General features: G+C 65.4%; 25 protein-coding genes. 11 read left to right on the top strand and 14 right to left on the bottom strand.

From position 1 onward, the window contains the following. Positions 1-332: 332 nt before the first annotated feature. From VW23_RS04340 to VW23_RS04310, 7 genes are all read right to left on the bottom strand, one after another. A complete protein-coding gene (locus VW23_RS04340; protein WP_069908362.1) occupies positions 333-941 on the bottom strand; it encodes a histidine phosphatase family protein in 609 nt (202 codons plus the stop codon). Position 942: 1 nt separating this feature from the next. Next, a complete protein-coding gene (locus VW23_RS04335) occupies positions 943-1,518 on the bottom strand; it encodes an NADPH-dependent FMN reductase (protein ID WP_069908361.1) in 576 nt (191 codons plus the stop codon). Between the two features lie 206 nt (positions 1,519-1,724). Next, positions 1,725-2,846, bottom strand: a complete 1,122-nt coding sequence (gene dnaJ, locus VW23_RS04330) for a molecular chaperone DnaJ (RefSeq protein WP_069908360.1) — start codon at positions 2,844-2,846, stop codon at positions 1,725-1,727. 154 nt (positions 2,847-3,000) lie between these two features. Beyond that, the gene (locus VW23_RS04325) at positions 3,001-4,026 is read right to left on the bottom strand and encodes an alpha/beta hydrolase (protein ID WP_069908359.1); all 1,026 of its coding nucleotides are present in this window, start codon (positions 4,024-4,026) and stop codon (positions 3,001-3,003) included. 302 nt (positions 4,027-4,328) lie between these two features. Then, on the bottom strand, positions 4,329-4,781 hold the full coding sequence (locus VW23_RS04320) for a hypothetical protein (RefSeq protein WP_069908358.1): 453 nt from the start codon (positions 4,779-4,781) through the stop codon (positions 4,329-4,331). Between the two features lie 74 nt (positions 4,782-4,855). After that, complete coding sequence (gene dnaK / locus VW23_RS04315; RefSeq protein ID WP_069908357.1) at positions 4,856-6,763, bottom strand: molecular chaperone DnaK; 1,908 nt, start codon at positions 6,761-6,763, stop codon at positions 4,856-4,858. Between the two features lie 269 nt (positions 6,764-7,032). After that, positions 7,033-7,368 (bottom strand): hypothetical protein, encoded by a 336-nt coding sequence (locus VW23_RS04310; protein ID WP_069908356.1) that lies wholly within the window; start codon positions 7,366-7,368, stop codon positions 7,033-7,035. A 278-nt stretch (positions 7,369-7,646) separates the two neighbouring features. On the opposite strand from VW23_RS04310, the gene VW23_RS04305 reads away from it, so the two are divergent. The 3 genes from VW23_RS04305 to VW23_RS04295 are packed head-to-tail and all read left to right on the top strand — an operon-like array spanning position 7,647 to position 9,031. Continuing rightward, on the top strand, positions 7,647-8,021 hold the full coding sequence (locus tag VW23_RS04305; protein WP_069908355.1) for a hypothetical protein: 375 nt from the start codon (positions 7,647-7,649) through the stop codon (positions 8,019-8,021). 16 nt (positions 8,022-8,037) lie between these two features. Beyond that, the gene (gene pncA, locus VW23_RS04300; protein WP_069908354.1) at positions 8,038-8,670 is read left to right on the top strand and encodes a bifunctional nicotinamidase/pyrazinamidase; all 633 of its coding nucleotides are present in this window, start codon (positions 8,038-8,040) and stop codon (positions 8,668-8,670) included. A 7-nt stretch (positions 8,671-8,677) separates the two neighbouring features. After that, on the top strand, positions 8,678-9,031 hold the full coding sequence (locus tag VW23_RS04295; RefSeq protein ID WP_069908353.1) for a hypothetical protein: 354 nt from the start codon (positions 8,678-8,680) through the stop codon (positions 9,029-9,031). Between the two features lie 11 nt (positions 9,032-9,042). Here the strand turns inward: VW23_RS04295 and VW23_RS04290 are convergent, their stop codons facing one another. From VW23_RS04290 to hrcA, 3 genes are all read right to left on the bottom strand, one after another. Continuing rightward, positions 9,043-9,786 (bottom strand): class I SAM-dependent methyltransferase, encoded by a 744-nt coding sequence (locus tag VW23_RS04290; RefSeq protein WP_069908352.1) that lies wholly within the window; start codon positions 9,784-9,786, stop codon positions 9,043-9,045. 87 nt (positions 9,787-9,873) lie between these two features. Continuing rightward, entirely contained in the window at positions 9,874-10,497 is a 624-nt protein-coding gene (gene grpE, locus VW23_RS04285; protein ID WP_069908351.1) for a nucleotide exchange factor GrpE, read from the bottom strand. Positions 10,498-10,606: 109 nt separating this feature from the next. Next, positions 10,607-11,692, bottom strand: a complete 1,086-nt coding sequence (gene hrcA / locus VW23_RS04280; RefSeq protein ID WP_069908366.1) for a heat-inducible transcriptional repressor HrcA — start codon at positions 11,690-11,692, stop codon at positions 10,607-10,609. 115 nt (positions 11,693-11,807) lie between these two features. On the opposite strand from hrcA, the gene rph reads away from it, so the two are divergent. The 3 genes from rph to hemW are packed head-to-tail and all read left to right on the top strand — an operon-like array spanning position 11,808 to position 14,369. After that, positions 11,808-12,521: a ribonuclease PH gene (gene rph / locus VW23_RS04275; RefSeq protein ID WP_069908350.1), complete on the top strand. Its 714-nt coding sequence runs from the start codon at positions 11,808-11,810 to the stop codon at positions 12,519-12,521. After that, complete coding sequence (locus tag VW23_RS04270; RefSeq protein WP_069908349.1) at positions 12,521-13,189, top strand: non-canonical purine NTP pyrophosphatase; 669 nt, start codon at positions 12,521-12,523, stop codon at positions 13,187-13,189. Before rph ends, VW23_RS04270 begins: the two co-directional genes overlap by 1 nt. Then, positions 13,179-14,369 (top strand): radical SAM family heme chaperone HemW, encoded by a 1,191-nt coding sequence (gene hemW / locus VW23_RS04265; protein WP_244513376.1) that lies wholly within the window; start codon positions 13,179-13,181, stop codon positions 14,367-14,369. The genes VW23_RS04270 and hemW overlap by 11 nt, the downstream gene beginning before the upstream one ends. A 26-nt stretch (positions 14,370-14,395) precedes the next feature. On the opposite strand, the gene VW23_RS04260 is transcribed toward hemW, so the two are convergent. Continuing rightward, positions 14,396-15,373: a ribose-phosphate diphosphokinase gene (locus VW23_RS04260; RefSeq protein WP_069908348.1), complete on the bottom strand. Its 978-nt coding sequence runs from the start codon at positions 15,371-15,373 to the stop codon at positions 14,396-14,398. A 183-nt stretch (positions 15,374-15,556) separates the two neighbouring features. Between VW23_RS04260 and VW23_RS04255 the strand changes: the two genes are divergently transcribed. From VW23_RS04255 to VW23_RS04245, 3 genes are read left to right on the top strand one after another with little or no spacing between them, the layout of a single operon-like run. Next, complete coding sequence (locus tag VW23_RS04255) at positions 15,557-17,416, top strand: adenine deaminase (protein ID WP_069908347.1); 1,860 nt, start codon at positions 15,557-15,559, stop codon at positions 17,414-17,416. After that, positions 17,413-18,747: a guanine deaminase gene (gene guaD / locus VW23_RS04250; protein WP_084645519.1), complete on the top strand. Its 1,335-nt coding sequence runs from the start codon at positions 17,413-17,415 to the stop codon at positions 18,745-18,747. The genes VW23_RS04255 and guaD overlap by 4 nt, the downstream gene beginning before the upstream one ends. 36 nt (positions 18,748-18,783) lie before the next feature. After that, on the top strand, positions 18,784-19,353 hold the full coding sequence (locus VW23_RS04245) for a nucleoside 2-deoxyribosyltransferase (RefSeq protein ID WP_069908346.1): 570 nt from the start codon (positions 18,784-18,786) through the stop codon (positions 19,351-19,353). A 216-nt stretch (positions 19,354-19,569) separates the two neighbouring features. Here VW23_RS04245 and fabB read toward each other — a convergent pair whose 3' ends face one another. Both fabB and fabA read right to left on the bottom strand, forming a co-directional pair. Next, positions 19,570-20,796: a beta-ketoacyl-ACP synthase I gene (gene fabB / locus VW23_RS04240; protein ID WP_069908345.1), complete on the bottom strand. Its 1,227-nt coding sequence runs from the start codon at positions 20,794-20,796 to the stop codon at positions 19,570-19,572. Positions 20,797-20,899: 103 nt separating this feature from the next. Further along, positions 20,900-21,403, bottom strand: a complete 504-nt coding sequence (gene fabA / locus VW23_RS04235; protein WP_069908344.1) for a 3-hydroxyacyl-[acyl-carrier-protein] dehydratase FabA — start codon at positions 21,401-21,403, stop codon at positions 20,900-20,902. 190 nt (positions 21,404-21,593) lie between these two features. Here fabA and irrA point away from each other — a divergent pair, with 190 nt between their 5' ends. Continuing rightward, positions 21,594-22,040, top strand: a complete 447-nt coding sequence (gene irrA, locus VW23_RS04230) for an iron response transcriptional regulator IrrA (protein WP_084645517.1) — start codon at positions 21,594-21,596, stop codon at positions 22,038-22,040. 172 nt (positions 22,041-22,212) lie between these two features. Here the strand turns inward: irrA and VW23_RS04225 are convergent, their stop codons facing one another. After that, positions 22,213-22,785: an SH3 domain-containing protein gene (locus VW23_RS04225; RefSeq protein ID WP_069908363.1), complete on the bottom strand. Its 573-nt coding sequence runs from the start codon at positions 22,783-22,785 to the stop codon at positions 22,213-22,215. A 154-nt stretch (positions 22,786-22,939) separates the two neighbouring features. Between VW23_RS04225 and VW23_RS04220 the strand changes: the two genes are divergently transcribed. Further along, a complete protein-coding gene (locus VW23_RS04220; protein WP_084645523.1) occupies positions 22,940-23,893 on the top strand; it encodes a 2-hydroxyacid dehydrogenase in 954 nt (317 codons plus the stop codon). Positions 23,894-24,022: the final 129 nt, after the last annotated feature.

The raw sequence follows: 24,022 nt of genomic DNA, 5'->3' as shown, positions 1-24,022 counted from the left end.
GCGGGTGGCTGCAGAGGAGGGGGTAGAGCTGGTTGGACTGGGGGGGTGGGGGCGTGGGCGGACGGATGGGGCTTAGGCAAGATCGTCGCTTGTGGGTAGCCACTGGCGGGGCGGGGAGTGCCTTCTCCCCTTGTGGTCAGCGGACGAGGGCGAAGCCCTCGCCGCGAGGTGCCCGAAGGGCGGATGAGGGGTATCTCTCCGCGCACTCACAGCCCGTCGCTTACGCTCCGGTCTCACGACACTGCGTGTCGCGGACCCCTCATCCGGCCTTCGGCCACCTTCTCCCACAAGGGGAGAAGGCGATACGTCTACTGCCGGTGGCCCCTCGGGAGCTAAAGCCCCTCAACCCGCGCCGGCAAATCCTCCATCGCGATCCAGTCGGTCAACAGCTTCCGGTCTCTGAGCCGCACTACGAAGACATTGCCGCCGCCGGGGTTGCCGATACGGCGCTGGTCCTCGGAGCGGGCGATCGCCAGCCCGCCGAGGTGGCACTTCAGCAGTGTCCCCACCGCTCCATGCCCGGCAAAGCCGATAGGCTTCGTCGCATCGTGGCCCGCCAGCACCTCGTTGAAGCCAGTGACCACTCGCTTCTGTGCGTCGCGCGCCGTCTCCCAGCCCTCGGCCGACTCATCGGGGTAGGCGAATAACGCGTCCGCCAGCGCCTCGAAGCGTGCCGAAGGAACAAAACCGGTACTGCGGCGATCGTTTTCATCGAACTTATCCCCGCTGTCCACAGGCGCGCCGCAACCTCCAGCGAGAATTGCCGCCAGCTCGAGAGCCTTGGTTTCCGTGCTCGAAACGAGGCGGGTCAGTGGCGTGACCAGTGGATGGTTCGCAAAACGTTCTGCGCGTGACCTGCCGAGGCTGGACAGCCCCCAGCGCGGCGTCGCCACCTTGGGGTCGATCACCACTTCCGGGTGGGTGACGTAGAGCGCGTACACCTCAGATGCCGCCGCGCGAAAAGTGGGTCAGCTCGCGCACCATCTGGCCGACCTTCCACTTGATATTGCTTTCGTTCGGCGCGCCGTCCGCGTCCAGCACATCCGGGTAGGGGCCGAGCCCGAGCAGCGTCGGCACCACCAGTGCACCGATCTTGCTGAGCGAGTCGCGCAGGTGCGACAGCGCGAAGATCGTCGCATATTTGCCGTCGCTCATCCCGCCAATGCCGAACACTGCGTGCTTGAACGGGTTCGGCTTCTCGCGGCTGACCCAGGAGACGAGGTTGGCGACCAGCGGCGTGACTCCGCCATTATACTCGGGGCTGATGATCAGCACGATGTCGTGGCTACGGAACATTTCCGCCAGGCGCTTCGCTGCTTCGGGAGTCTCGCCGGCATCTTCGATATCCTGGTTGAAGATCGGCATCTCGAACTCGCGGAGGTCGAGATCGGTGACGATCACCCCGGCTTCTCTGAGCTTGGCCGACATGTGCCGGCGCAACGGCTCGTTGATCGAGTCCTTGCGCAGCGAACCACAGATAGTGATGGCAGTCTTGGGGGGAGGGGTGTCGATGGTCATGCGCTAGAGCTAGCGCATTCCATTTGCAGTCGAAAGACACCGGATCGTCATCTGCAACGGGGCAATCACCCCTCATCCGGCCCTTCGGGCCACCTTCTCCCCGACGGGGAGAAGAACAGAGCGAGCGAACGGCACCGCCTTGTTCCTCTCCCCGTCGGGGAGAGGGTGGATCGGCCGAAGGCCGAGACGGGTGAGGGGTGAGCCGCCTAGCTCTCGAACAGGCTCTTCAGCTTGGCGAAGAAGCCCTCGCTGGTCGGCGAGTTCTCGCGGGTCGATTCGCGTTCGAACTCTTCGAGAAGCTCCCGTTGGCGCTTCGAAAGGCTCTGCGGCGTCTCGACGTCGAGCTGCACGTAGAGATCGCCAAAGTCCTTGGAGCGGAGCACCGGCATGCCCTTGCCCTTGAGGCGGACGCGCTGGCCCGGCTGGGTACCGGACGAGACCTTCACCCGGGCCCGCGCCGCATCGAGCGTCGGCACTTCGAACTCGCCGCCCAACGCCGCGGTGGTCATGGCGATCGGCACGCGGGCGTAAAGGTCGGCGCCGTCGCGCTGGAACAGGTCGTGCGGCTTGATCGAAATGAAGATGTAGAGGTCGCCCGGCGGTCCCCCGCGCAGCCCCGCTTCACCCTCATTGGCGAGCCGGATGCGGGTGCCGTCCTCGATCCCCTTGGGGATGTCGACCGAAAGCGTGCGGTTCTGCTGCCGGCGGCCCTGGCCACCGCAATCGGTGCAGGGCTGCTCGAGGATCTGGCCGCGGCCATTGCAGATCGGGCAGGTCCGCTCGATGGTGAAAAAGCCCTGCGCCGCCCGCACCTTGCCCTGGCCATTGCAGTGGCGGCAGGTCGACATGCCGGTGCCCGGCTTGGCGCCGGAGCCTTCACAAGTGTCGCAGGTGGCGAGCGTCGGCACGTCGATATCGACGGTGCGGCCGGCAAACGCCTCTTCGAGGCTGATTTCGAGATTGTAGCGCAGGTCGGAACCGCGCAGGCGGGATTGACCGCCGCGGCCGCGGCCACCCATGAAGTCGCCGAAAATGTCCTCGAAGATATCTGACATCGACGAGGTGAACTCGGGGCCGAACCCGGCCGGCCCGCGCCCGCCATTCTCGAACGCGGCATGACCGAAGCGGTCATAGGCGGCGCGCTTCTGCGGGTCCTTCAGCGTGTCATAGGCCTCGCTGATTTCCTTGAACTTATGTTCGGCTTCGGCATTGCCCGGGTTGCGGTCCGGGTGGAACTGCATCGCAAGCTTGCGGTAGGCGCCTTTCAGCACCGCTTCGTCGGCGCCCTTGGGCACCCCGAGCACTTCATAAAAATCGCGTTTCGCCAATCGGCCTTGTCCTTGGTTGCCTGCGCCCCGCATCAGGCATCCGGCCTAGATAAGTACTCTGATGCCTGACGGCAACACTATCGAGGGCTATGGGTCGACGTACGTGCCCGGTGTGACTTTTCCACCAGTCATGGGTCGAGCTGTCGCGCCTGTCTCAGGCGCCGAACGCCGCCGCCAGGTTCCGGCCGAGCTGGCCCTGCGCGAACATCGCCTTGTTGACGATGCGATAGAGCCCGAAAAAGCCGTGCGTCACGCCTTCGTAGGTCGTCATGTCGACCCACACGCCGGAGCGGCGCATCGCGTCGGCCAGGGCTTCGCCTTCCGAACGCAGCGGATCGGCGTCGGCGAGAATGATGGTCGCCGGCGGCAGCCCGGCCAGGTCGACCCGGCCGGCAATGTTCATCCGCGCGTCGTGCGCATCGTCCTTCTTGCGGAACAGCTTGCGCGCTGCCCATTCGAGCGTCGCGGTGGAATAGGGGAAGGTCTCGGCGTTCTGCAGGTGCGAGGGCAGGTCGAACAGCATTGCCGCCATTGGCGTCACGAGGCCGAGGTGGACCGGTAGCGGCTTGTCGTCGGCCCGCGCCCGGATCGCCACGTTGACCGCCAGGTTCCCGCCTGAGCCTTCGCCGACGATGGCGGCGCGCTTGGCATCACCACCCAGTGATTCGGCATGCTCGAGCAGCCAGTTCCATGCCGCATAGGCGTCTTCGTGCGCCGCCGGGAAGCGGTGCTCCGGCGCCTGCCGGTAATGCGCCGAGACCACCACCGCACCGGTGCGGGCCGCGAGCGCGCGCGGCGTCGCGTCATAGTTGTCGACATCGCCGAGCACGAACCCACCGCCATGCAGGAACAGCACCATCGGCCTCAGGCCCATCACGATGTCGTTCTGCGGCACATAGATGCGGGCGCGGATCTCGTCCGTCGGCCCCTGGATCAGCCGCATCTCCATGCCGACACCCATGTCGTCGACCTGATCGCGCAGGATCCGGCGTAACGCCATGTCGAGGGTGGGCAGCGCGCGCGCCTCGGGCGAACGGCACTCGTCGATGCGCTTGCCGCCCATCGATTGCAGCACGTTGAGCACGTGGCGCATATCGGCGTCGAGGCGCTCAACAGGCGCGGAATCTGCTGTATGGAGATCGCCGTTCTCGGCGAACCTCCGCACCTCAACCGATGACATCTATAGTCCTTTCGAAGTCCGCCCTAAGCATCCGCTCCCCGGCCCTGGGTTTCGGCTGCTCCCTCAAGGCGCCCCGCTGCTGACGGTTGGAGCGCTTTCGGGAAAAGTTCAGAGACTTTTCCACCTCGAAAGCGTGACCAGGTCAAAGACGCCCACTTCAACCCGGCCACCATCATTGGCGGATGTGAAGACATTTGGGCGCCGATGCGGCAGCAATGCGGAAAAGCATCGGGCTCCGGACCAATTCCGGAGCCCTTTGATTTTGCGGGTGATTCACGTGAAACGAAAGCGGTGGCGGTTGTTTATACAACCTGCTCGCGGCTGACCCCGAGTGCCGCCAGCTTCGCCGCGGCGCTCGCCACGGCCTCTGCCGGGAACTTGTCGGCGTGACGCAGGACGATCGCCTCGCCACTGAGCTCGGCCCGCTTGTGCTCGACCAGGCGGTCGAGGCCTTCGCTCGGATTGGGATCCATCGCCCAATCGCCAAGGCAACGGATGGTGCCGTATTTCTTGTGCTTGGTGCGGGTCCCGGAGAGCCGGGTGGTCTTGCCCGTCGCCTCGGTCTTGACCTCTTCGACATAGCTGACCGCCGTCCAGAACTCGCGTTCGAGCGTGTCGCTGAAGGGCAGGCCGGCGAGCTCGGCGATCCGCATCTGGATCTGAAACGCATAGTCGTGATGCCCGAGCCGGCGGGCGTTGAACAGGAGTTTCCGGAGCTTTTCCGGTTCGGAGAATTTGCTGAGATCTGGGAACATTCGTCACTCTAGCACATCGGCAAACAAAAAGGCCCGGCAATCGCCGGGCCTTTCCGATTCAATTGGTGAGGGGTTTATGCCGACCGCTTGTCGTCTTTGACCTCTTCGAACTCGGCGTCGACCACATCGTCGTCGGCCGGCTGCTCGCCGCCTTCCGCCTTGGCCTCGGCTTCCGCCTGGCTCTGCTTGTACATCGCCTCGCCCAGCTTCATCGAAGCCTCGGCCAGCGTCGCGGATTTCTCCTTGATCGCCTCGGCATCGTCGCCTTCCAAGACGCCCTTGAGATCGGTGATCGCCGTCTCGATGGCGGCCTTCTCTTCGGCGGTGACCTTGTCGCCATAGTCCTTCAGCGACTTCTCGGTCGAGTGGATCAGCGACTCGCCCTGGTTCTTGGCTTCGACCGCTTCACGCTTCTTCTTGTCGGCGTCGGCGTTCTGCTCGGCTTCCTTGACCATGCGCTCGATATCGGCGTCCGAAAGACCACCCGAGGCCTGGATGCGGATCTGCTGCTCCTTGCCGGTGCCCTTGTCCTTGGCCGAGACGTTGACGATGCCGTTGGCGTCGATGTCGAAGGTGACTTCGATCTGCGGCACGCCGCGCGGCGCCGGGGGAATGCCGGCGAGGTCGAAATTGCCGAGCAGCTTGTTGTTGGCGGCCATCTCGCGTTCGCCCTGGAACACGCGGATGGTCACCGCGTTCTGGTTGTCCTCGGCGGTCGAGAAGGTCTGGCTCTTCTTGGTCGGGATCGTGGTGTTGCGGTCGATCAGGCGGGTGAACACGCCACCCAGCGTTTCGATGCCGAGGCTAAGCGGCGTCACGTCGAGCAGCAGCACGTCCTTGACGTCGCCCTGCAGCACGCCGGCCTGGATGGCGGCGCCCATGGCAACCACTTCATCCGGGTTGACGCCCTTGTGCGGCTCCTTGCCGAACAGCTGCTTCACCACTTCCTGCACCTTGGGCATGCGGCTCATGCCGCCGACCAGCACCACTTCGTCGATCTGCGCGGCCGAAACGCCCGCGTCCTTGAGGGCCTGACGGCACGGATCGACGGTCTTCTGGATCAGGTCATCGACCAGGCTCTCGAGCTTGGAACGCGTGAGCTTCAGCGTCAGGTGCTTGGGGCCCGAAGCGTCGGCGGTGATGAACGGCAGGTTGATTTCGGTCTGGGTCGAGCTCGAGAGCTCGATCTTGGCCTTTTCAGCTGCTTCCTTCAGGCGCTGCAGCGCCAGCTTGTCGCTCCTGAGGTCGATGCCCTGGTCCTTCTTGAACTCGGCCGCCAGGTAATCGACCAGGCGCATGTCGAAATCTTCGCCGCCGAGGAAGGTGTCGCCGTTGGTCGACTTCACCTCGAACACGCCGTCGCCGATCTCGAGCACGGAAATATCGAAGGTACCGCCGCCCAGGTCATAGACCGCGATGGTGCCGGTGTTCTTCTTGTCGAGCCCGTAGGCGAGCGCTGCCGCCGTCGGCTCGTTGATGATGCGGAGCACTTCCAGCCCGGCGATCTTGCCGGCGTCCTTGGTGGCCTGCCGCTGCGAATCGTTGAAGTAGGCCGGAACGGTGATCACCGCCTGGGTGACGTTCTCGCCCAGATACGATTCGGCGGTTTCCTTCATCTTGGTCAGGATCATCGCCGAGACTTCCGAGGGAGAGTACTTCTTGCTCTCGACCTCGACCCAGGCATCGCCGTTGTCGCCGCTGACGATCTTGAAGGGCACCAGGCCCTTGTCCTTGTCGACCATCGGGTCGTTGTAGCGCCGACCGATCAGGCGCTTCACCGCGAACAGCGTGCCTTCCGGGTTGGTGACCGCCTGGCGCTTGGCCGGCTGGCCGACGAGACGCTCGCCGTCCTTGGTGAATGCGACCATGGACGGCGTGGTCCGCGCGCCTTCCGCGTTCTCGATGACCTTCGGCGTCGCACCGTCCATGACGGCGACACAGCTATTGGTCGTACCGAGGTCGATTCCGATGACTTTACCCATTACCTACTGCCTCTTTCCTGGCGAACCCGGATGAAACCCCATCCGGCAGTTCCTGATCCCTCGCGGGTGTCCGGGTTCCCGTGTTGAAATTGACCCGTCACCGGGCCTTGAGCGCTATATAGGAGGGGGCTTTTGGGGGTGCAAGCGTAGTCCGGGCACAAAGTCCCGGCTTTCGGCGGGAACTCGCCTCGCCAATCCGCCTCGACGGCTCGTAATCTACTGCAGCGTACGGTTGCGGGCGCAGTATTACGGCGCCCGCCGCAATGCCGTCAGGTCGCGTCGCTGAGGGTATATTCACCCAGTTCGCACAGGTCGACCGCCGGTTCGATGAACTCGGAATCGTCCTCCAGCACGAATTTGATGTCGTAGACGCAGTGCTCGCGACCATCGGCGATGGTGACGTCGACGAAGTTGCCCGCCGGCAGGTACTTGTCGGCGAACACGTCCTCTTCCCAGGTCTCGACATCGGCCGGCGAGGTGAACAGGCTCTTCACCGCGTAGGACGAATTGTTGGTCAGGGTGAAGGTCAGGTCTTCGGCCAGCGCGGTGCCCGGCAGCGCCACCAGCAGCAGGGCGGCAGCGCCACCCAGGATCGTCAATTTCAATAGAGCCCCCAGAACATACGGGGTCGGCATGCACGAGGGGAACTTCCGGTTCGACCCCGCGATCACCGAAACCCAGGCGCACGGGAAGCGGCGCCTGGGCCTCACTTAGCAATTTAGTCTATTATGCCTCAAAGGCTGGCTATCGCCATGGTTAGAGAAATCTCACCAGCCGCCGCCGGGTGCCGTAGCGCGCCGACGCGGCTTGTCGTTGCGGCCCCGGTTATGGTCTAAGAAGCGCTCGTTGCCGCCCTCTCGTTGCCGCCCAAGGGAACACGACTGTGCTGAGGTTCCTTGTCATCGCTCCGCTGTTTGCGGTCCCGCTGCTCCCCGTCGCCGCGCTGGCGCAGGAAGTGCCGGCCGAGGCGCAGATGGATATGTGGTGCGGCACCGCCTTCGAACTGATGACCCGCGACGCGCCGGCCGATGCAACGCCGGAAAAGCTCGCTTCCGCCAAGGTCTATGCCGATGGCGGGGCCTTGCTGCTGCAGCGCGCTCTGCCGATCTACCTCGAGGCCGGCTATACCGACGACGCGCTGGCCGACTACCGCAGCGACCTCGAAGACTCCATCGGTCGCGTCGTCAATGGCACCGGCAGGGCCAGCGATGGCGCCGCCTATTCATTCCAGGATTGTTCGGCCCTCATCGGCCAATGACATAGATAAGACCCGCATGGCCCTCACGCCCCGTACCGACGACCTCTTCCTCGTGGTCGACCTGCAGTATGATTTTCTCCCCGGCGGCAAGCTTGCCGTTGCCGGCGGCGACGAGATCATCATCCCGATCAACCGGCTCGGCCGGCGTTTCGAGAACGTCGCCATGACCCAGGACTGGCATCCGCGCGGCCATATCTCGTTCGCTTCGAGCCACGCCGGCACGGCGCCGTTCGAGATCATGGAGCTGCCCTATGGGCCGCAGGTGCTGTGGCCCGACCATTGCGTCTGGGACACCCACGGCGCCGAATTCTCCACCGATATCGAGCTGCCGCACACTCAACTGGTGATCCGCAAGGGCTATCACGAGGTGGTCGATTCCTATTCCGGCTTCCAGGAGGCCGACAGGAAGACCAAGACCGGGCTCGAGGGCTACCTGCGCGAGCGCAAATTCAAGCGGCTGTTCATCGCTGGCCTCGCCACCGATTTCTGCGTCAACTGGACGGCAGTCGATTCGGCCCATGCGGGCTTTGAGACCTACGTGATCGAGGACGCCTGCCGCGCCATCGACACCTCGGGGTCGCTGGCCCAGGCCTGGACCGACATGAACGCCGCCGGGGTCAAGCGGATCGTCGCCGGGGATATTGCTTGAGGGACAAATGCTGCGGGTTGCGCTTGGCGGATTGCTGATCGGGCTGCTGGCCCTGCCGGCCGCGGCGGGCGAGCCCTCGGCCGCCGCCGACCGGCTGCTCTGGTGTGGCAGCGCCTTCTACTGGCTTTCCACCGACGCCTATGATTCCGGCAACGACGCCGAAGGGGACGAATACGGCGCCTGGTCCGACGACCTTGCCGCCCGCGCCGACATGATGCTGGAAGCCGAAGGCAATGACGATGTGGCGATCACCGCGATGCGCGACGCCTATGACAGCCGCGTCGTCGACGAGATGGGCAAGCCCGGCGCCAAGTACGACGTGACGACGTGCCCGGACCTGGTGGTTTCAGCGGCGAACTGATCGCGACGCGCCTAAGCCGCCGCGCACACGCAGACCTGCCGCTGGCTCGCCGCCGTCAGCGGGCCGCGATCGAAATCGCCGAACCGTTCGAGCAGGCGCAATCCACTTGCCTCCAGCAACAGCGGCAGCTCCTGCGGAAAGATCTGCCGCAGCTCCAGTGGGGTGTGGTGAAAATCCCGGTGATCGGCGGTGGACCAATACCAGTCGGCCCGGCTCACCTGGGTGATCGGGTCGTAGCTGATGGTTTCCTCGATAGTGACGTCGCCGAGCCGCGGATGCGCGAACACCCCGAGCAGCTGGCGCTGGCCGGCCGGCAGGCTGAGCAGCCGTGCGCTCGGCACGAACACGTCGAACAGCAGCCGGCCTCCCGGCGCCAGGTGCTGGCGGATGGCCGAGAAAGCACGGGCGAAGTCGGCTCGGGCGTGCAGGTGCATCAATGAGTTGGCGGCGATGACGATGGCGTCGAAATGCCGGCCGAGCACGAAGTCCCGCATGTCGAGCGCGACGAAATCGGCCGACACGCCGCGCTCCGTCGCCGCGGCGCGAGCCCGTGCCAGCATCGTCTCGGACAGGTCGCCACCAATCACCAGCGCCCCACTCGCCGCCAAGGGGACGGTGAAGCGACCCGAACCGCAGGCGAGTTCCAGTACGCGCTGGCCCGGCCCACCTGCCGCCTCGACGTAGAAGCGCTCCATCGCAGCGTCCGCGGGCGCCACGAGGTCGTAGAGCTCGGCATCGTCGTAAAGGCTGTGCATCGCGGTCCTCCGGCATCGGGCAAGAAGTCATGCGGCAAACAAAAAGGGCGCCGAAGCGCCCTTTTCGACATCACCGGTACGGTGAAATCAGACGCTCTTGTCGATCGTGCCTTCGGCCGGGGCGCCGGTGGCGCCGCCACCCTTGGCGACGCCCACCATGGCGGGCCTGAGCACGCGGTCGCCGATGGCAAAGCCGGCTTGCACCACCTGCACCACGGTGCCTTCCGGGCGCGACGGGTCGGGGACCTCGAACATCGCCTGGTGCTTATGCGGGTCGAACTTCTGGCCTTCCGCTTCGATCGGCTTGACGCCGTGCTTGGCGAGCAGCCGCTGCATCTCGCGCTCGGTCATCTCGATGCCCTCGATCAGCGACCGGATGGTCGTGTCGGAGCTGTCGCGCGCCTCGGCCGGCAGCACCATCAGCGCGCGGCTCAGCGAGTCGGTAGCGGTCAGCATGTCGCGGGCAAAGCCGGCGATGGCGTAGGACCGCGTGTCCGAAATCTCGCGCTCGGTGCGTTTGCGCAGGTTTTCCATCTCGGCGATGGTGCGCAGCAGCTTGTCGCGCATATCCTGGTTCTCAGCCTTGAGGGCCTCGATCGGATCGGGCGTCGCTGCCGCCGTCGCGGTCTTTTCGTCTGGCTTGGTCGCCTCGGTCTCGGTCGCGGTGGTAGCGGCCTTGTCGTCCTCGGGCTTGCTCGTATCGTCGTTCATTGGGACCTTGGATTTTGTCGCTGATCGCGTTTGCCCCGCATATCGGCCAATGAGCGATAAGATTCAAGCCTAGGAAAGGTTCCGGGAGCCTTGGTCTCAGCCTTTGCACTCAGCTCTTTCGGGCCATCATCGCCGAAACCACATTGGCCGTGTAGTCGACCACCGGCACGATGCGGGCGTAGTTGAGCCGCGTCGGCCCGATGACCCCAAGCACCCCCACCACCTTCTGGTTGGCGTCCTTGTAGGGGCTGAGGATCACCGACGAGCCCGAGAGCGAGAACAGCTTGTTCTCCGAGCCGATGAAAATCTTCACCCCCTGCGCCGTTTCGGTATCGCCCAGCAGTTCGATCAGCCCGTCGCGGCTCTCGAGCTCGTCGAAGAGCTGCCGCACCCGGCTGAGTTCCTCCGAGGCCATGGTGTCGTTGATCAGGTTGGCCCGGCCGCGAACGATCACCGTCGGCGGTGAGGCGCTGCCCGAGCCGGAAAGCGTCGCGAGCCCCGCGTCCACCAGCTTCCGTGTCAGCTCGTCGAGCTCATGCACCGTGGCTTCGCGCTGCGTCTGCAAGGCCTTGCGCGTCTCGTTGAGCGTCTTGCCCACGGCGAAATGCGCCAGGTAGTTCGAGGCCTGCGTCAAGGCGCTTGCCGTCAGCCCGGGCGGCAGCGGCAGCACGCGGTTCTCCACCGAGCCATCCTCGCCCACCAGCACCACCATGGCGCGCTCGGCGTCGAGCCGGATGAATTCGATATGCTTCAGCACCAGGTCGGATTTCTGCGCGATCACCACCCCGGCGCCATGGCTGAGCCCGCTGAGCAGCTGGCTTGCCTCGGTCAACAGGTCCTCGACCTGCCCATGCACCGCCGGACCCTGGATCTGCTTGGCGATCGCCGTTTTCTCTTCCTCATTGACCGCGCCGATCTCCAGCATCGCATCGACGAAGAAGCGCAGCCCCTGCTGGGTCGGCAGCCGGCCGGCCGAGGTGTGCGGCGAGGCAATCAGGCCGAGATCTTCGAGATCGGCCATCACATTGCGGACCGACGCGGGGCTCAGGCCCACGCTCAGCATGCGCGCCAGGTCGCGCGACGCCACCGGCGTGCCGGTGTCGAGATAGCGCTCCACCAGCTTGCGGAAGATGTCCTGGCTGCGGGCGTTGAGCACCGCGAGCACGTCTTCGGGAGCTTTTGTGCGATCTGCCATGTTCACCATTTAGGCGGAAAGGCTTGTGCCGCCAAGCTGCCGCTGCTTGTTCGAGGGGGCGGTCAGGGTTAAGAGGCGGTTAACAGCTATTTCCAAGAACGAGTGATTTGACCATATGCGGCCCTCCGGACGCCAGCCAGACCAGATGCGGGCCGTGACGCTCGAACGCAATGTCGCTCCCAAGGCCGAAGGCAGCTGCCTCGTCAGCTTCGGCTCGACCAAGGTGTTCGTCACCGCCTCGGTCGAAACCACGCTCCCCTCCTGGCGCCGCAGCTCCGGCATGGGCTGGGTCACCGCCGAATACGGCATGCTGCCGCGCGCCACCGGCTCGCGCACCAAGCGCGAAGCGGCCCAAGGCAAGCAATCCGGCCGCACGCAGGAAATCCAGCGCCTGATCGGCCGCTCGCTCCGCGCCGTGGTCGACATGCAGGCACTGGGCGAGAACCAGATTACGCTGGATTGCGATGTGCTCGAGGCCGATGGCGGCACTCGCACCGCCTCGATCACCGGCGCCTATGTGGCGCTGGCCGATGCGATCAAATGGCTCGAGGCCCGCGGCCTCACCAAGGGCCCGGTGCTGCGCGATTCGGTCGCCGCCATTTCCTGCGGTATCTATCGCGGCACCCCGGTGCTCGATCTCGATTATCTCGAGGACGTCGAGGCCCATACCGATGCCAATTTCGTCATGACCGGCACCGGTAAGTTCGTCGAAATCCAGGGCACCGCCGAACAGGTGCCGTTCAGCCGCGACGAACTCGCAAGCCTGATGCAGCTGGCCGAGCAGGGTATTGGCGAGTTGACCACCATGCAGCAGGCGGCACTCAGCTGATGGCGCACAAGCTCACATTGCGGCGCGGCGACCGGCTGGTGCTGGCGACCCACAATGCGGGCAAGCTCGCCGAGTTCAAGGAACTCCTGGCGCCGTTCGGGCTCGACCTGGTTTCGGCCGGCGAGCTCGGCCTGCCCGAGCCCGAAGAGACCGGCACCACCTTCGTCGAGAACGCCCGGATCAAGGCGCACGCTGCCGCGGCTGCCGCCGACAATATCGCGCTGGCCGATGATTCCGGCCTCTCGGTCGATGCCATCGGCGGCAAGCCGGGCGTCTATACCGCCGACTGGGCCGGCTCCTCGGCGCATGGCGGGCGCGACTACATGGTTGGCATGCGCCGCGTCGAAGATGCGCTGCAGGCTGTCGGTGCGATTACCCCAGGCGATCGCCGCGGCGCTTTCAACGCCACGCTCTGCCTCGCCCATCCCGATGGGCGCGAGGTGATCTACGAGGGCAAGGCCGAGGGTACGCTGGTCTGGCCGCCGCGCGGCGACAAAGGGTTCGGCTTCGATCCGGTGTTCATGCCCGATGGCTACGACATCACCTTCGGCGAAATGCCATCCGAGGCCAAGCACTCCTGGTCCCCGGGCAAGGTCGGGCTTTCGCACCGCGCCCGCGCCTTCGCCAAGTTCGTCGATGATGCACTGGGAGGTGGCGTTGAGCACTGAAACGTTCGGCCACAACTCCGTCGATCCGCGCTCCAACGGCCTGTTCGGGGTCTATGTGCATTGGCCGTTCTGCGCCGCCAAATGCCCGTACTGCGATTTCAACTCGCACGTACACCGTGGCGAGTTCGACGAAGCGACCTATGTCGAATCCTACGCCGCCGAACTGGCGCATTTCGCCAAGCAGACGCCGGGCCGCACCGTGCAGTCGATCTTCTTCGGTGGCGGCACCCCATCGCTGATGGATCCGCGCTCGGTCGAAGGCATCCTCAACGCCATCTCCAAGCACTGGGTCATCGATCCCCGCGCCGAGATCACCCTCGAAGCCAACCCGACCTCGGTCGAGGCCGAGCGCTTCCGCGGCTATCGCTCCGCCGGCGTCAATCGCGTTTCGCTCGGGGTGCAGTCGCTGCGTGAGGGCCCGCTGGCCGAACTCGGCCGCCGGCATTCGGTCGACGAAGCCATCGCCGCGGTGCGGCTGGCCCAGTCGATCTTCCCGCGCTCGAGCTTCGATCTGATCTATTCCCGTCCGCGCCAGACGCTGGACGAATGGCAGGACGAGCTGACCGAAGCGCTGTGGCTGGCCGAAGCCGGGCACGTCTCGCTGTATCAGCTGACCATCGAGATGGGGACGCGCTACTACGACCTGTTCCGCGCCGGCAAGCTGAAGATGCCGGATGAGGACCTGAGCGCCGACTTCTACGAGATGACGCAGGAGCTGACCCAGAAGGCGGGTTTGCCGGCCTATGAAATCTCCAACCACGCCCGGCCCGGCCAGGAAAGCCGTCACAACTTGATCTACTGGCGCTATGGCGAATATGTCGGCGTCGGCCCCGGTGCGCATGGGCGGCTGCTGATCAACAACCAGCGCCACGCCACGGCGACCGAGAAAATGCCGTTCGACTGGCAGAAGCGCGTGCAGGCGCGCGGCCACGGCATGGTCACCGACGACATCCTGACCTGGGAAGAAGAAGGCGACGAGCTGCTGGTGATGGGGCTGCGGCTGCGCGAAGGCATCGACCCGCGCCGCTTCCACAAGATCTCCGGCCGGGCCATTTCCGAACGCCAGATCAACGAGCTGCGCTCGATCGGCTTCGTCGAAACCCTGCCCAACGGCTTTATCCGGGTCACCGACAAGGGCTGGCCGGTGCTGGATGCGGTGGTCGCGGATCTTGCGGCCTGAGTTAGTAGCCGACTGCCAATACCGACCTAAGCCCGAAGCCGCGTCACCGTCGGCGCCGATTGCTCGGTGTGGAACAGCGTGCTGACCGATTCGCCGCTGTTGATCCGGCGCATCGCCTCGGCCAGCGCCGGGGCGATCGACAGCACCGTCAGCTTGGGGTGGCGGCGCGCCGCGGCGATCGGCAGGGTATCGGTGCAGACGATCTCCAGCACATCCGGCTCGGCCGCCAGCCGCGCGATCGCATCGTTGGCGAAGATGCCGTGCGTGCAGGCGATGCGCACCGAGCGTGCCCCATGCTGCCTGAGGTGCCGCAGCAGCTCGATCATCGAGCCGCCATTGGCGATTTCGTCATCGAGGACGATCACGTCGCGCCCCGCGACCTCGCCGATCAGCGCGGTGATCCGCACCTCGCTGTCGCTGATTCGCTCCTTGGCGCCCGCCGCCACCGGCACGCCGAAGCGCCTGGCGAAAGCCGCCGCGTTCTTGGCGTTGCCGAGGTCCGGCGACACCACGACGGCATTGCCCATCTCGTAGCGCCCAAAATATTCGGCCAGCTCACCCAGCGCGTGCAAATGATCGACGGGCACGCTGAAAAACCCGTGCACCTGTGGCGAGTGCAGCGTCATGGTCAGCACCCGGTTGGCGCCGGCGGTCTGCAACAGGTCAGCGACCATGCGGCCGCCGATCGAGATGCGCGGCGCATCCTTCTTGTCGGAGCGGGCATAGGCATAGTGCGGGATCACCGCGGTGATACGGGCCGCCGAGGCGCCGCGCGCCGCGTCGAGCATCAGCAGCAACTCGACCAGGTGGTCCTGCACTGGGGCGCTCAGCGTCTGGATCAGGAACACGTCCTGCTCGCGGCAATTGGCCTGCAGCTGCACTTCGATGCAGTCATTGGAGAAGCGCTTCACCCGCGTCGGCAGCAGCGCCACGCCGAGCTCGGCGCAGATCTGCGCCGCGAGGTCGGGATGAGAGCTACCACTGAAAATGGCAATCTGGCTCATCGCGGCTGTCCTCGCTGCGTGGGATCGAGGCCGGCAACTTATGGCAAAATGCGCTGCCGCGGGCAAGCGATGGCGCTGAACAGTCATTGCTCACCGGCTTGCCGTACGTCCCTCATCGCGGCACATTGCACTCGCTCTCGTAAACCGCTTTACTAATGCGGTTGCGCCACCCGGAATCCGCCTATGCACCTGCCTGACGACCTGATCCTCAACGCCGAGGACGAAGTTTCCATTCGCCAGCATCTGACGCTGGTGGCGCTGGCCAAACGCCCGGCGGATCTGGTGATCGAGGTCGGCAGGTTGCTCTCGGTGCATTCGCGGCATTGGCTTGAGGACCAGGAGATCGTCGTCTCTGGTCGCCGCATCGCCTTTGTCGGCCCGCGCGGCAGCTACAAGGGCGAGGTGAGGGCGCGGGTGAGTTACCCGAACCTCAGCGCCGTGCCGGGGTTTGGCGAGGTGCACAAGCACATCGAATCGACCCACATCACCCCGGAATTCGAGGCGGCCCTGGTGCTGCCGCGCGGCAACACCTGGACCTGCGAGGCGAGCCATGAGTTCGCCAACGTCAACGGCCCAAAGAACCAGGAGTTCTGGCAGAAATCCCGGCTCGCCGGCTCGCCGCTCAAAATCTTCATCCAGCCCGGCTCGGCCGTGCCGCCCAGCGCGTGGGAAGAGTCGGGCGGCTACTATGGCTATGAGGAGCAGCGCGATTTCCTCGCCCACGACATGGGCACCGTCAGCCTCGACGAGGTGATGGATTGGCCCTCGGTATGGAACCCGGAGAACCCCGGCTACATCCGCATGTGGGGCATGATCGGCGCCACCATGGAGATGCGCGGTGTGGTCGAGGGGCACGGCTCTGGGCTGATCGATCCGCATGATCTGTCTGCCTTCGCCGCCGCCGGCATCTCGTCCGACCATGAGGTCTGGGCGCTGGAGGAAGCCTGGGAACGGCTGAGCCACGGCATCTTCACCGAGCTCCGGCCGTTCTCCTATGACGTCATACTTCCCGGCCTGATCGAGCGGCTGACCGACTGGTCGAACATCGCCTTCACTACCGATGATCGCTCGGCCTCCGAAACGCTGGAGAAGGGGGCCGCCGATTACAACGTGCGGCACGCCATCGAGTATGGCCTCGCGCCCGAGATCGCCATCCAGTGCGCCACCATCAACCCGGCGCGGCACATGCGCATCGACCAGTGGGTCGGCTCGATCTCACCGGGACGCTATGCCGACATAGTATTGCTCGACGACGTCAAGACGCTGTCGATCCGGCACGTCTATGCCGATGGCCAACTGGTCTCCGAAGGCAAACAGTTCCTCGGCCCGTTGACCGCGATCGACTGGCCGGACTGGGCGAGAAAGACCATGAACATCGGGCGCGTCCTCAGCGCCGACGATTTCGCCATCAAGGCCGAACCGGACCGCCACACCATGCAGGCGGCGATCCTCCGGCCGTTCCACTGGAACGAGGATTTCCTGGTCGAAGCCCTGCCGGTGGTCGATGGCCTGGTGCAGCGCGACACCGAGCGGCTGATCACCAAATGGGCGCTGGTCGATCGCTATCGCGGCGATGGTGCGGTGGCAAAAATGTTCTGGACCGGCTGCGGCCCGGCCGACCCCGATACCGCACTCGCCTCCTCGGTGGCGCATGACAGCCACAATGTCTGGTGCATCGGTTCCTCCGACGCGGCGATGGCCAAGGCGGTGAACCGGCTGCAGGAGATCGATGGCGGCTGGGTGCTGGTGCACAAGGGCGAAGTGGTCGCCGAGATGCGCTTCGAGATCGGCGGGCTGATGACGGCGCGCTCGGCCGAAGCCTTCGATATCGACATGCAGGCTTTCTATCGCGCGGCGGAGCAGGTCGAGTGGATGTACAAGCCCTCGGCGCTCAACCTCTGGAAGCCCGGCTTCCCGGAGTTCCTGAAGTTCGCGACGCTCACCTGCTCGCCCTGGCGCTGGGTGCTGGTGGCGCCGAGCGAACTGGCGCCCGAGGGCTTTGTCAACGTGCAGAGCGGCGAGCAGCACAAGGTGGTCTGGTGACGGGCCTGCGCGGCCGCAGCATCCGCGGCAGCTTCGTCCATGCACCGGTGCGCGGCGAACTCGAGGTGCTGCGCGTTGCGGTGATCACCATCGCCAGTGACGGTACCATCACCAGCATCGGTCGGGCCGCCGACGGTGTGCCGGAGGGAACCATCGAGCTGCCGGCCGGACAGCTGATGCTGCCGGGCTTTGTCGATCTCCACCTCCATGCCCCGCAATACCCGCAGCTCGGCATGGCGCTCGACGTGCCCCTGGAAGTCTGGCTGGGCAAATACACCTTTCCGCTCGAGGCGCAGTACGCCGACCTCGCGTTCGCCCAGGAGCGCTACGAGACCCTGGTCACCGATCTCCTGGCCTCGGGCACCACCACGGCGCTCTATTTCGCCACCGTGCATCGCGAGGCCACCGAGCTGTTGGCGCAGATCTGCCTCAAGCAGGGGCAGCGGGCGCTGGTCGGCAAGGTGGTGATGGACGATCCCGCGAGTTGTCCGGACGACTATCGCGATGCCTCGGCCGAGCTGGCGGTTGCCGAGACCCGTGCCGTCATCGACCACATCCGGGCCCTGCCGGACAATGACCGGGTGCTACCGGTGATCACCCCGCGCTTCATTCCCTCCTGCACCGACGCGGCGCTCGCCGGCCTCGGCGCGCTGGCGGCGGAGTGCGATTGCCACGTCCAGACCCATTGCTCGGAGAGCGACTGGGCGCATGGCTATGCGCTCGATCGCTACGGCAAGACCGACACTGCAGCGCTCGATGGTTTCGGGCTCCTGGGCCGCAAGACCGTGCTGGCCCACTCGGTGTTTCTGACCGACGACGACATGGCGACGGTCCGCGCGGCCGGGGCCGGCGTCGCGCATTGCGCCCTCTCCAACATGTACTTTGGCAACGCCGTCTTCCCGCTGCGCCGGGCGCTGGAAAAGGGGCTGCATGTCGGGCTCGGCACTGACATTTCCGGCGGGCCTTCCGGCTCGATGCTGGAGGCTTGTCGCGCCACCGCTCAGGCCTCGCGCCTGCTCGAGGACGGCGTCGACGCGAGGGATTCACGTGAAACGCGCGGCGTCCCCAACTCGCGCATCGACATGCTCACCGCCTTCCACCTCGCCACCGCCGGCGGTGGGGTGGCGCTCGATCTGCCCGTCGGCATGTTCCGCCCCGGCTATCACTTCGACGCGCTGCTCATCGACCCCGTCGCGGAAGCGGGGACAGTCCGGCTGTTTGGGGCTGAACCGGCTGAACGGCTTGAGCAAATCCTCTACACTGCCAGCCGACCGAACATTGCCGCCACCTTTGTCGGCGGCGACCTGGTCAGCGGCGCCAGCCCGCAATAGTCACGCTAGTCACTGACGCCACCTGAACGAGCCATCATGCCCAAATCCGTCTACCTCGCCGGCCCGGAAGTTTTTCTGCCCAACGCCCGTGAAATCCTCGACCTGAAGATTGAGCTGACCCGCGCGGCAGGCCTCGTGCCGGTGTCGCCGGGCGACCTCGAGTTCCCGCCGACCAACAGCAAGTGGGAGCTCGGCCTGGCGATCAGCGCCATCGATGAGAAGCTGATGCACTCGGCCGATGCGATCATCGCCAACCTGACGCCGTTCCGCGGCATCGCCGCCGATACCGGCACCTGCTTCGAGCTCGGCTTCATGTGCGCCCAGGGCAAGCCCGCCTTCGCCTACACCAACGTCAAAGCCGACCACGGCGCCCGCACCCGCGACCACTTCAACGGCGAGTGGTACGCCGATGCCGCCGGCAAGCCGCGCGGCCCCGATCACATCCTGATCGAGGATCTCGGCTTCATCGACAACCTGATGCTGCATGGCGGCGTGGTGAACCGCGGCGGCGCCGTGGTGGTCGGCGACGCGCCCGCTGGGCAGGAACTGACCGACATGACCGCGTTCAAGCGCGTTTTGGCGCTGGCGGTGGAGATGCTGGGGTAGGGCGACCGTGCAGTCAGGCCTTCTCCCCTTGTGGGAGAAGGTGCCCGAAGGGCGGATGAGGGGTATCTCTCCGCGCACTCCAGCCGCTCCTCGCTTACGCTCGGATCGCGCTACACTTCGTTGCGCGGACCCCTCATCCGGCCTTCGGCCACCTTCTCCCACAAGGGGAGAAGGTAAGGGTGGTTGTCGGCTGAATTAGTGGGGCGGGCCCGGCCCTTACGCTGCGTCCGGATGCTGGAACACCAGCGTGGCGTTGGTCCCGCCAAAGCCAAAGCTGTTGCTGAGCGCGATGCCCACATCGACGTTGTCACGGCGCTGCCTCAGGATCGGCATGTCCGAGAACACCGGATCGAGTTCCTCGATATTGGCGCTTTCGCACAGGAACTTCTCGCGCATCATCAGGATGCAGTAGATCGATTCCTGCACGCCCGTGGCGCCGAGCGAGTGGCCGGTGAGCGACTTGGTGGCCGAGATCGGCGGGCAGCTGTCGCCATTGCCGAACACCGTGCGGATCGCTTCCATTTCCTTCAGATCGCCGACCGGCGTCGAAGTGGCATGCGGGTTGATGTAGTCGACCTTGCCCTTCACCGTCGACAGCGCCTGCCGCATGCAGCGGATGGCGCCTTCGCCCGACGGGGCGACCATGTCGTAGCCGTCGGAGGTCGCGCCATAGCCGACGAGTTCCGCGAGGATGGTGGCGCCGCGCGCCTTGGCGTGTTCGTACTCTTCGAGCACCAGGACGCCGGCGCCGCCGGCGATGACGAAGCCGTCGCGCTTTGCATCATAGGCGCGCGAGGCCTTTTCGGGCGTCGAATTGAAGTCGGTGGACATGGCGCCCATGGCGTCGAACAGGTTCGAAAGCGACCAGTCGAGATCCTCGTGGCCACCGGCAAACACGATGTCCTGCTTGCCCCATTGGATCTGCTCGTAGCCGGCGCCGATGCAGTGCTTCGAGGTCGCACAGGCCGAGGTGATCGAGTAGTTGACGCCCTGGATCCCGAACGGCGTCGCCAGGGTCGCCGAAGCGGTCGAGCTCATCGCCTTGGGCACGGCCAGCGGCCCGATGCGCTTGGGGCCCCGTTCGCGAGTGATGTCGGCCGCTTCGATCAGGGTGGGGGTGGAGGGGCCGCCCGAACCCATGATGATGCCGGTGCGCGGGTTCTTGATGTCTTTTTCTTCGAGCCCGGAATTGGCGATCGCCTCTTGCATGGCGATGTAGTTCCACGCCGCGCCCTTGCCCATGAAGCGGGTGGTGCGGCGGTCCAGCACCGCGAACGGATCGAGCTTGGGCGCGCCATGCACCTGGCAGCGGAAATTGTACTTGGCATAGTCCTCGGCGAAGACGATGCCGGACTTGGCCTCCTTGAGGCTCACGATCACTTCATCGAGATTGTTTCCGATAGAGGAGACGATCCCCATGCCGGTGACGACAACGCGCCTCATATTGCCTCCTCTATGGCCGCGGCTCAGGTCCGGCGGCGGGCGTCGCGCTTCCAGGAAAAGTTGTGCGACTTTTCCGCTTCGAAGCGCGCAAATCAAGAAACCATTAGGTGAACAGGCCTACGCGCAGGCCCGACATCTCGTAGATGATCTGGCCGTCGGCCTTCACCCAGCCGTCGGCAATGCCGAGCACCAGCTTGGACTTCATCACCCGCTTCAGGTCGATGCCATACTCGACGATTTTGACGTCATTGGTGATCTGGCCGGAAAATTTCACCTCGCCGCAGCCAAGCGCCCGGCCCTTGCCGGGCGAGCCGTCCCAGCACAGGTAAAACCCCAGCATCTGCCAGACGGCGTCGACGCCCAGGCACCCCGGCATCACCGGGTCACCGATGAAGTGGCACTGGAAGAACCACAGGCTGGGGTCCACGTCGAGTTCGGCGCGCACCAGGCCCTTGCCGTACGCACCGCCTTCGCGGCTGATCTCGGTGATGCGGTTGAACATCAGCATCGGCGGGGCTGGCAACTGGGCATAGCCCTTGCCAAACAGCTCTCCCGTTCCACTCAGGATCAGGTCGTCATACCCGTAGGCGTTCTTCCGATCCGTCATCGGCCGGCATTCTCCGTCGGTCAGTTGAGACCGTTACTAGAGAGCGGGGGGCGGAGGGTCAAGCGCGCCCAAGGGAGTGACCGCCGCGGCCCAGCGTCGCGAGCGCCGACCGCGACCGACCGCCGCTTGTGTAGAAGAGGCGTGAAAGTTATAAGCTGCAAGCTGATACGCCCTCGTTGCCAAGGACCAGATGACCGACCGCAGCCTTTCCGCCAGGACCGTTCCGTCTCGCCGACCGTGCCTGACGGCAGTGCTGCGCATGGCGGGCCTGCGGCCGACGCGTCAGCGCGTTGCGCTCGCAGAGCTGCTGTTCGCCGGCGCGCATCGCCATGTCAGCGCCGAGCAGCTGCATGCCGAAGCCGCCTCGGCACGGGTCAATGTGTCGCTCGCCACCATCTACAACAGCCTGCATCAGTTCCGCGAAGCGGGGCTGTTGCGCGAAGTGGCGGTGGATGCGTCGCGCTCCTATTTCGACACCGACACCTCGGACCATCACCACTTCTACCTCGAGGACGAGCAGCGGGTGATCGACATCCCGGCCTCGTCCATCGTCATCCAGAACCTGCCCGAGCCGCCGCGCGGCATGAACATCACCCATGTTGATGTGGTGGTGCGGGTGCGGAAGGTTCGGAGCTGACGCTCTATTCTGACTGATAGAGACGGCCCCCTCCCGGCCTCCCCCATAAAGGGGGAGGTGAAGAGTCGAGGCTCTGTCGTCGATCGTGCCTGACACACCGGCCGGCACCTCCCCCCTGTGGGGGAGGATGGGAGGGGGCCGTCTGCTTCAGTCAGGCCTTGCCTGGCCACTCTCAGTCGAACGCTTCGTCCTTGTAGACGCCCCACAGGTCGCCCTGGTGCACCCAGCCGTCGAAGCTCTGCGGGCTGCCATTGAGCGGGTGGGCGGTGGCGATGACCTTGCACCATTTGCCGTCGCATTCCTTGATGTCGACGCGGAAGCTCGGGGTCAGCCAGGCGCGGACCCCGGCCTGGTCATTGGGGTCGCGGCGCAGCGCCACCGGCTCGGCGGAGGCGGGGGCGACGAGGCCGGCCCGCTTACCTTGCAACAGGTTCTGGTGCAGCCAGCCCTCGGAGCCGTCGGCATCGCGGATTTTGCGCCAGGTGTCGAACTCCTGGATGATCTCGACCGGCGTGCCGGCTTTCACATAGACCCAGGCGACGCCGTATTTGGTGCCCGGCCCGACCCGCACGTTGATCGGGTTGGAGCGGGTGGTGACGAAGCGCGGCAGCGGCAAGCCGCTCGGACCTTCGGCGGCCATCGCTGCCACCGGCATAACGGAGCCGGCCGCGATGATCGCGGTGAGGAGGGTGGCGCTGAGAATCGCCTTGATCTGCCGCCCGTGGGAGCGCCTCGTGAGGAGCATGGAGCTGACTTTGCCGAACATGACTTTGCAGGGGTGTGCTTTTTTTCTACACTTAGGCAAAAGACCTTAATGGTCGCTGAAAGCGCCGCCTTTGACCCTCAGCCGACCCAAGATTTTCGTGACGCGACGCCTCCCCGAACAGATCGAGGCGCGCATGGCGACGCTGTTCGAGGTGACCTCGAAACCGGTGGACGGCGTGTTGAGCGCCGATGCCATCATCGAGGGCGTGCAAGGCAAGGACGTACTGGTCTCCTCGATCAACGATCCGATCGATGCGGCGCTGATCGCCCGGCTGCCCAGCGAGCTGAAACTGATCGCCCAGTTCGGCAACGGTTTTGACAACATCGACATCGAAGCGGCCTATGCAGCGGGGCTCACCGTCACCAACACCCCGTCGGTCCTGACCGAGGATACCGCCGATATGGCGGTGATGCTGATGCTGGCGCTGCCACGCCGGCTGGTCGAGGGCGCCCAGGTACTGCCCACCACCGGCGAGTGGCCCGGCTGGTCGCCGACCTGGATGCTGGGCCGGCGGCTGCGCGGCAAGGCGCTGGGCATTGTCGGCATGGGGCGGATCGGCACTGCCGTCGCCAACCGGGCCCGCAGTTTTGGCCTCAACATCCATTATTTCTCCCGACACCGCCGGCCGCCGCAGGTCGAGGACGCGCTGGGCGCCACCTATTGGGCGGAGCTCGACGACATGGTGGGTGAGGTCGATATCGTCTCGCTGCACACCCCGCTCAGCCGCTCGACCCACCACATCCTCAGTGCCGAAAGGCTGAGCCGGATGCGCCAGGATGCCTTCGTCGTCAATGTGTCGCGGCCGGAACTTGTCGATGAGGCGGCGCTGATCGGCGAGATCGAGAACGGGCACCTCTCGGGCGCCGCGCTCGATGTGTTCGAAAGCCGCAACGGCATCGACCCGCGGCTGCTGCAGCTGGCTCGCGACAACCGCGTGGTGCTCACCGCCCACATGGCCTCGGCAACGCTCGAAGCGCGGCTCGAGATGGGTGAGACGGTAATCGTCAACATCCGCGCCTTCATCGACGGCGCGCAGCCGCCGCACCGGGTGCTGCCGGAAGGGCGGGGCAAGCTGGCGCGGGGGTAAGGCAAGGAATTCAGTGCGGCTGATAGGCCGGTGCGGAAAGAGCACCCCCACCCCTGTCCCCTCCCCGCAAGGGGGAGGGAGACGCCAACGCCGGAGCCAGTGTTTTGGTCTCCTCCCGCCTTGCGGGGG

The organism is Devosia insulae DS-56 (assembly GCF_000970465.2).
Taxonomy (GTDB): Bacteria; Pseudomonadota; Alphaproteobacteria; order Rhizobiales; family Devosiaceae; genus Devosia_A; species Devosia_A insulae.
This window is presented reverse-complemented; position numbering and strand designations above follow the sequence as displayed.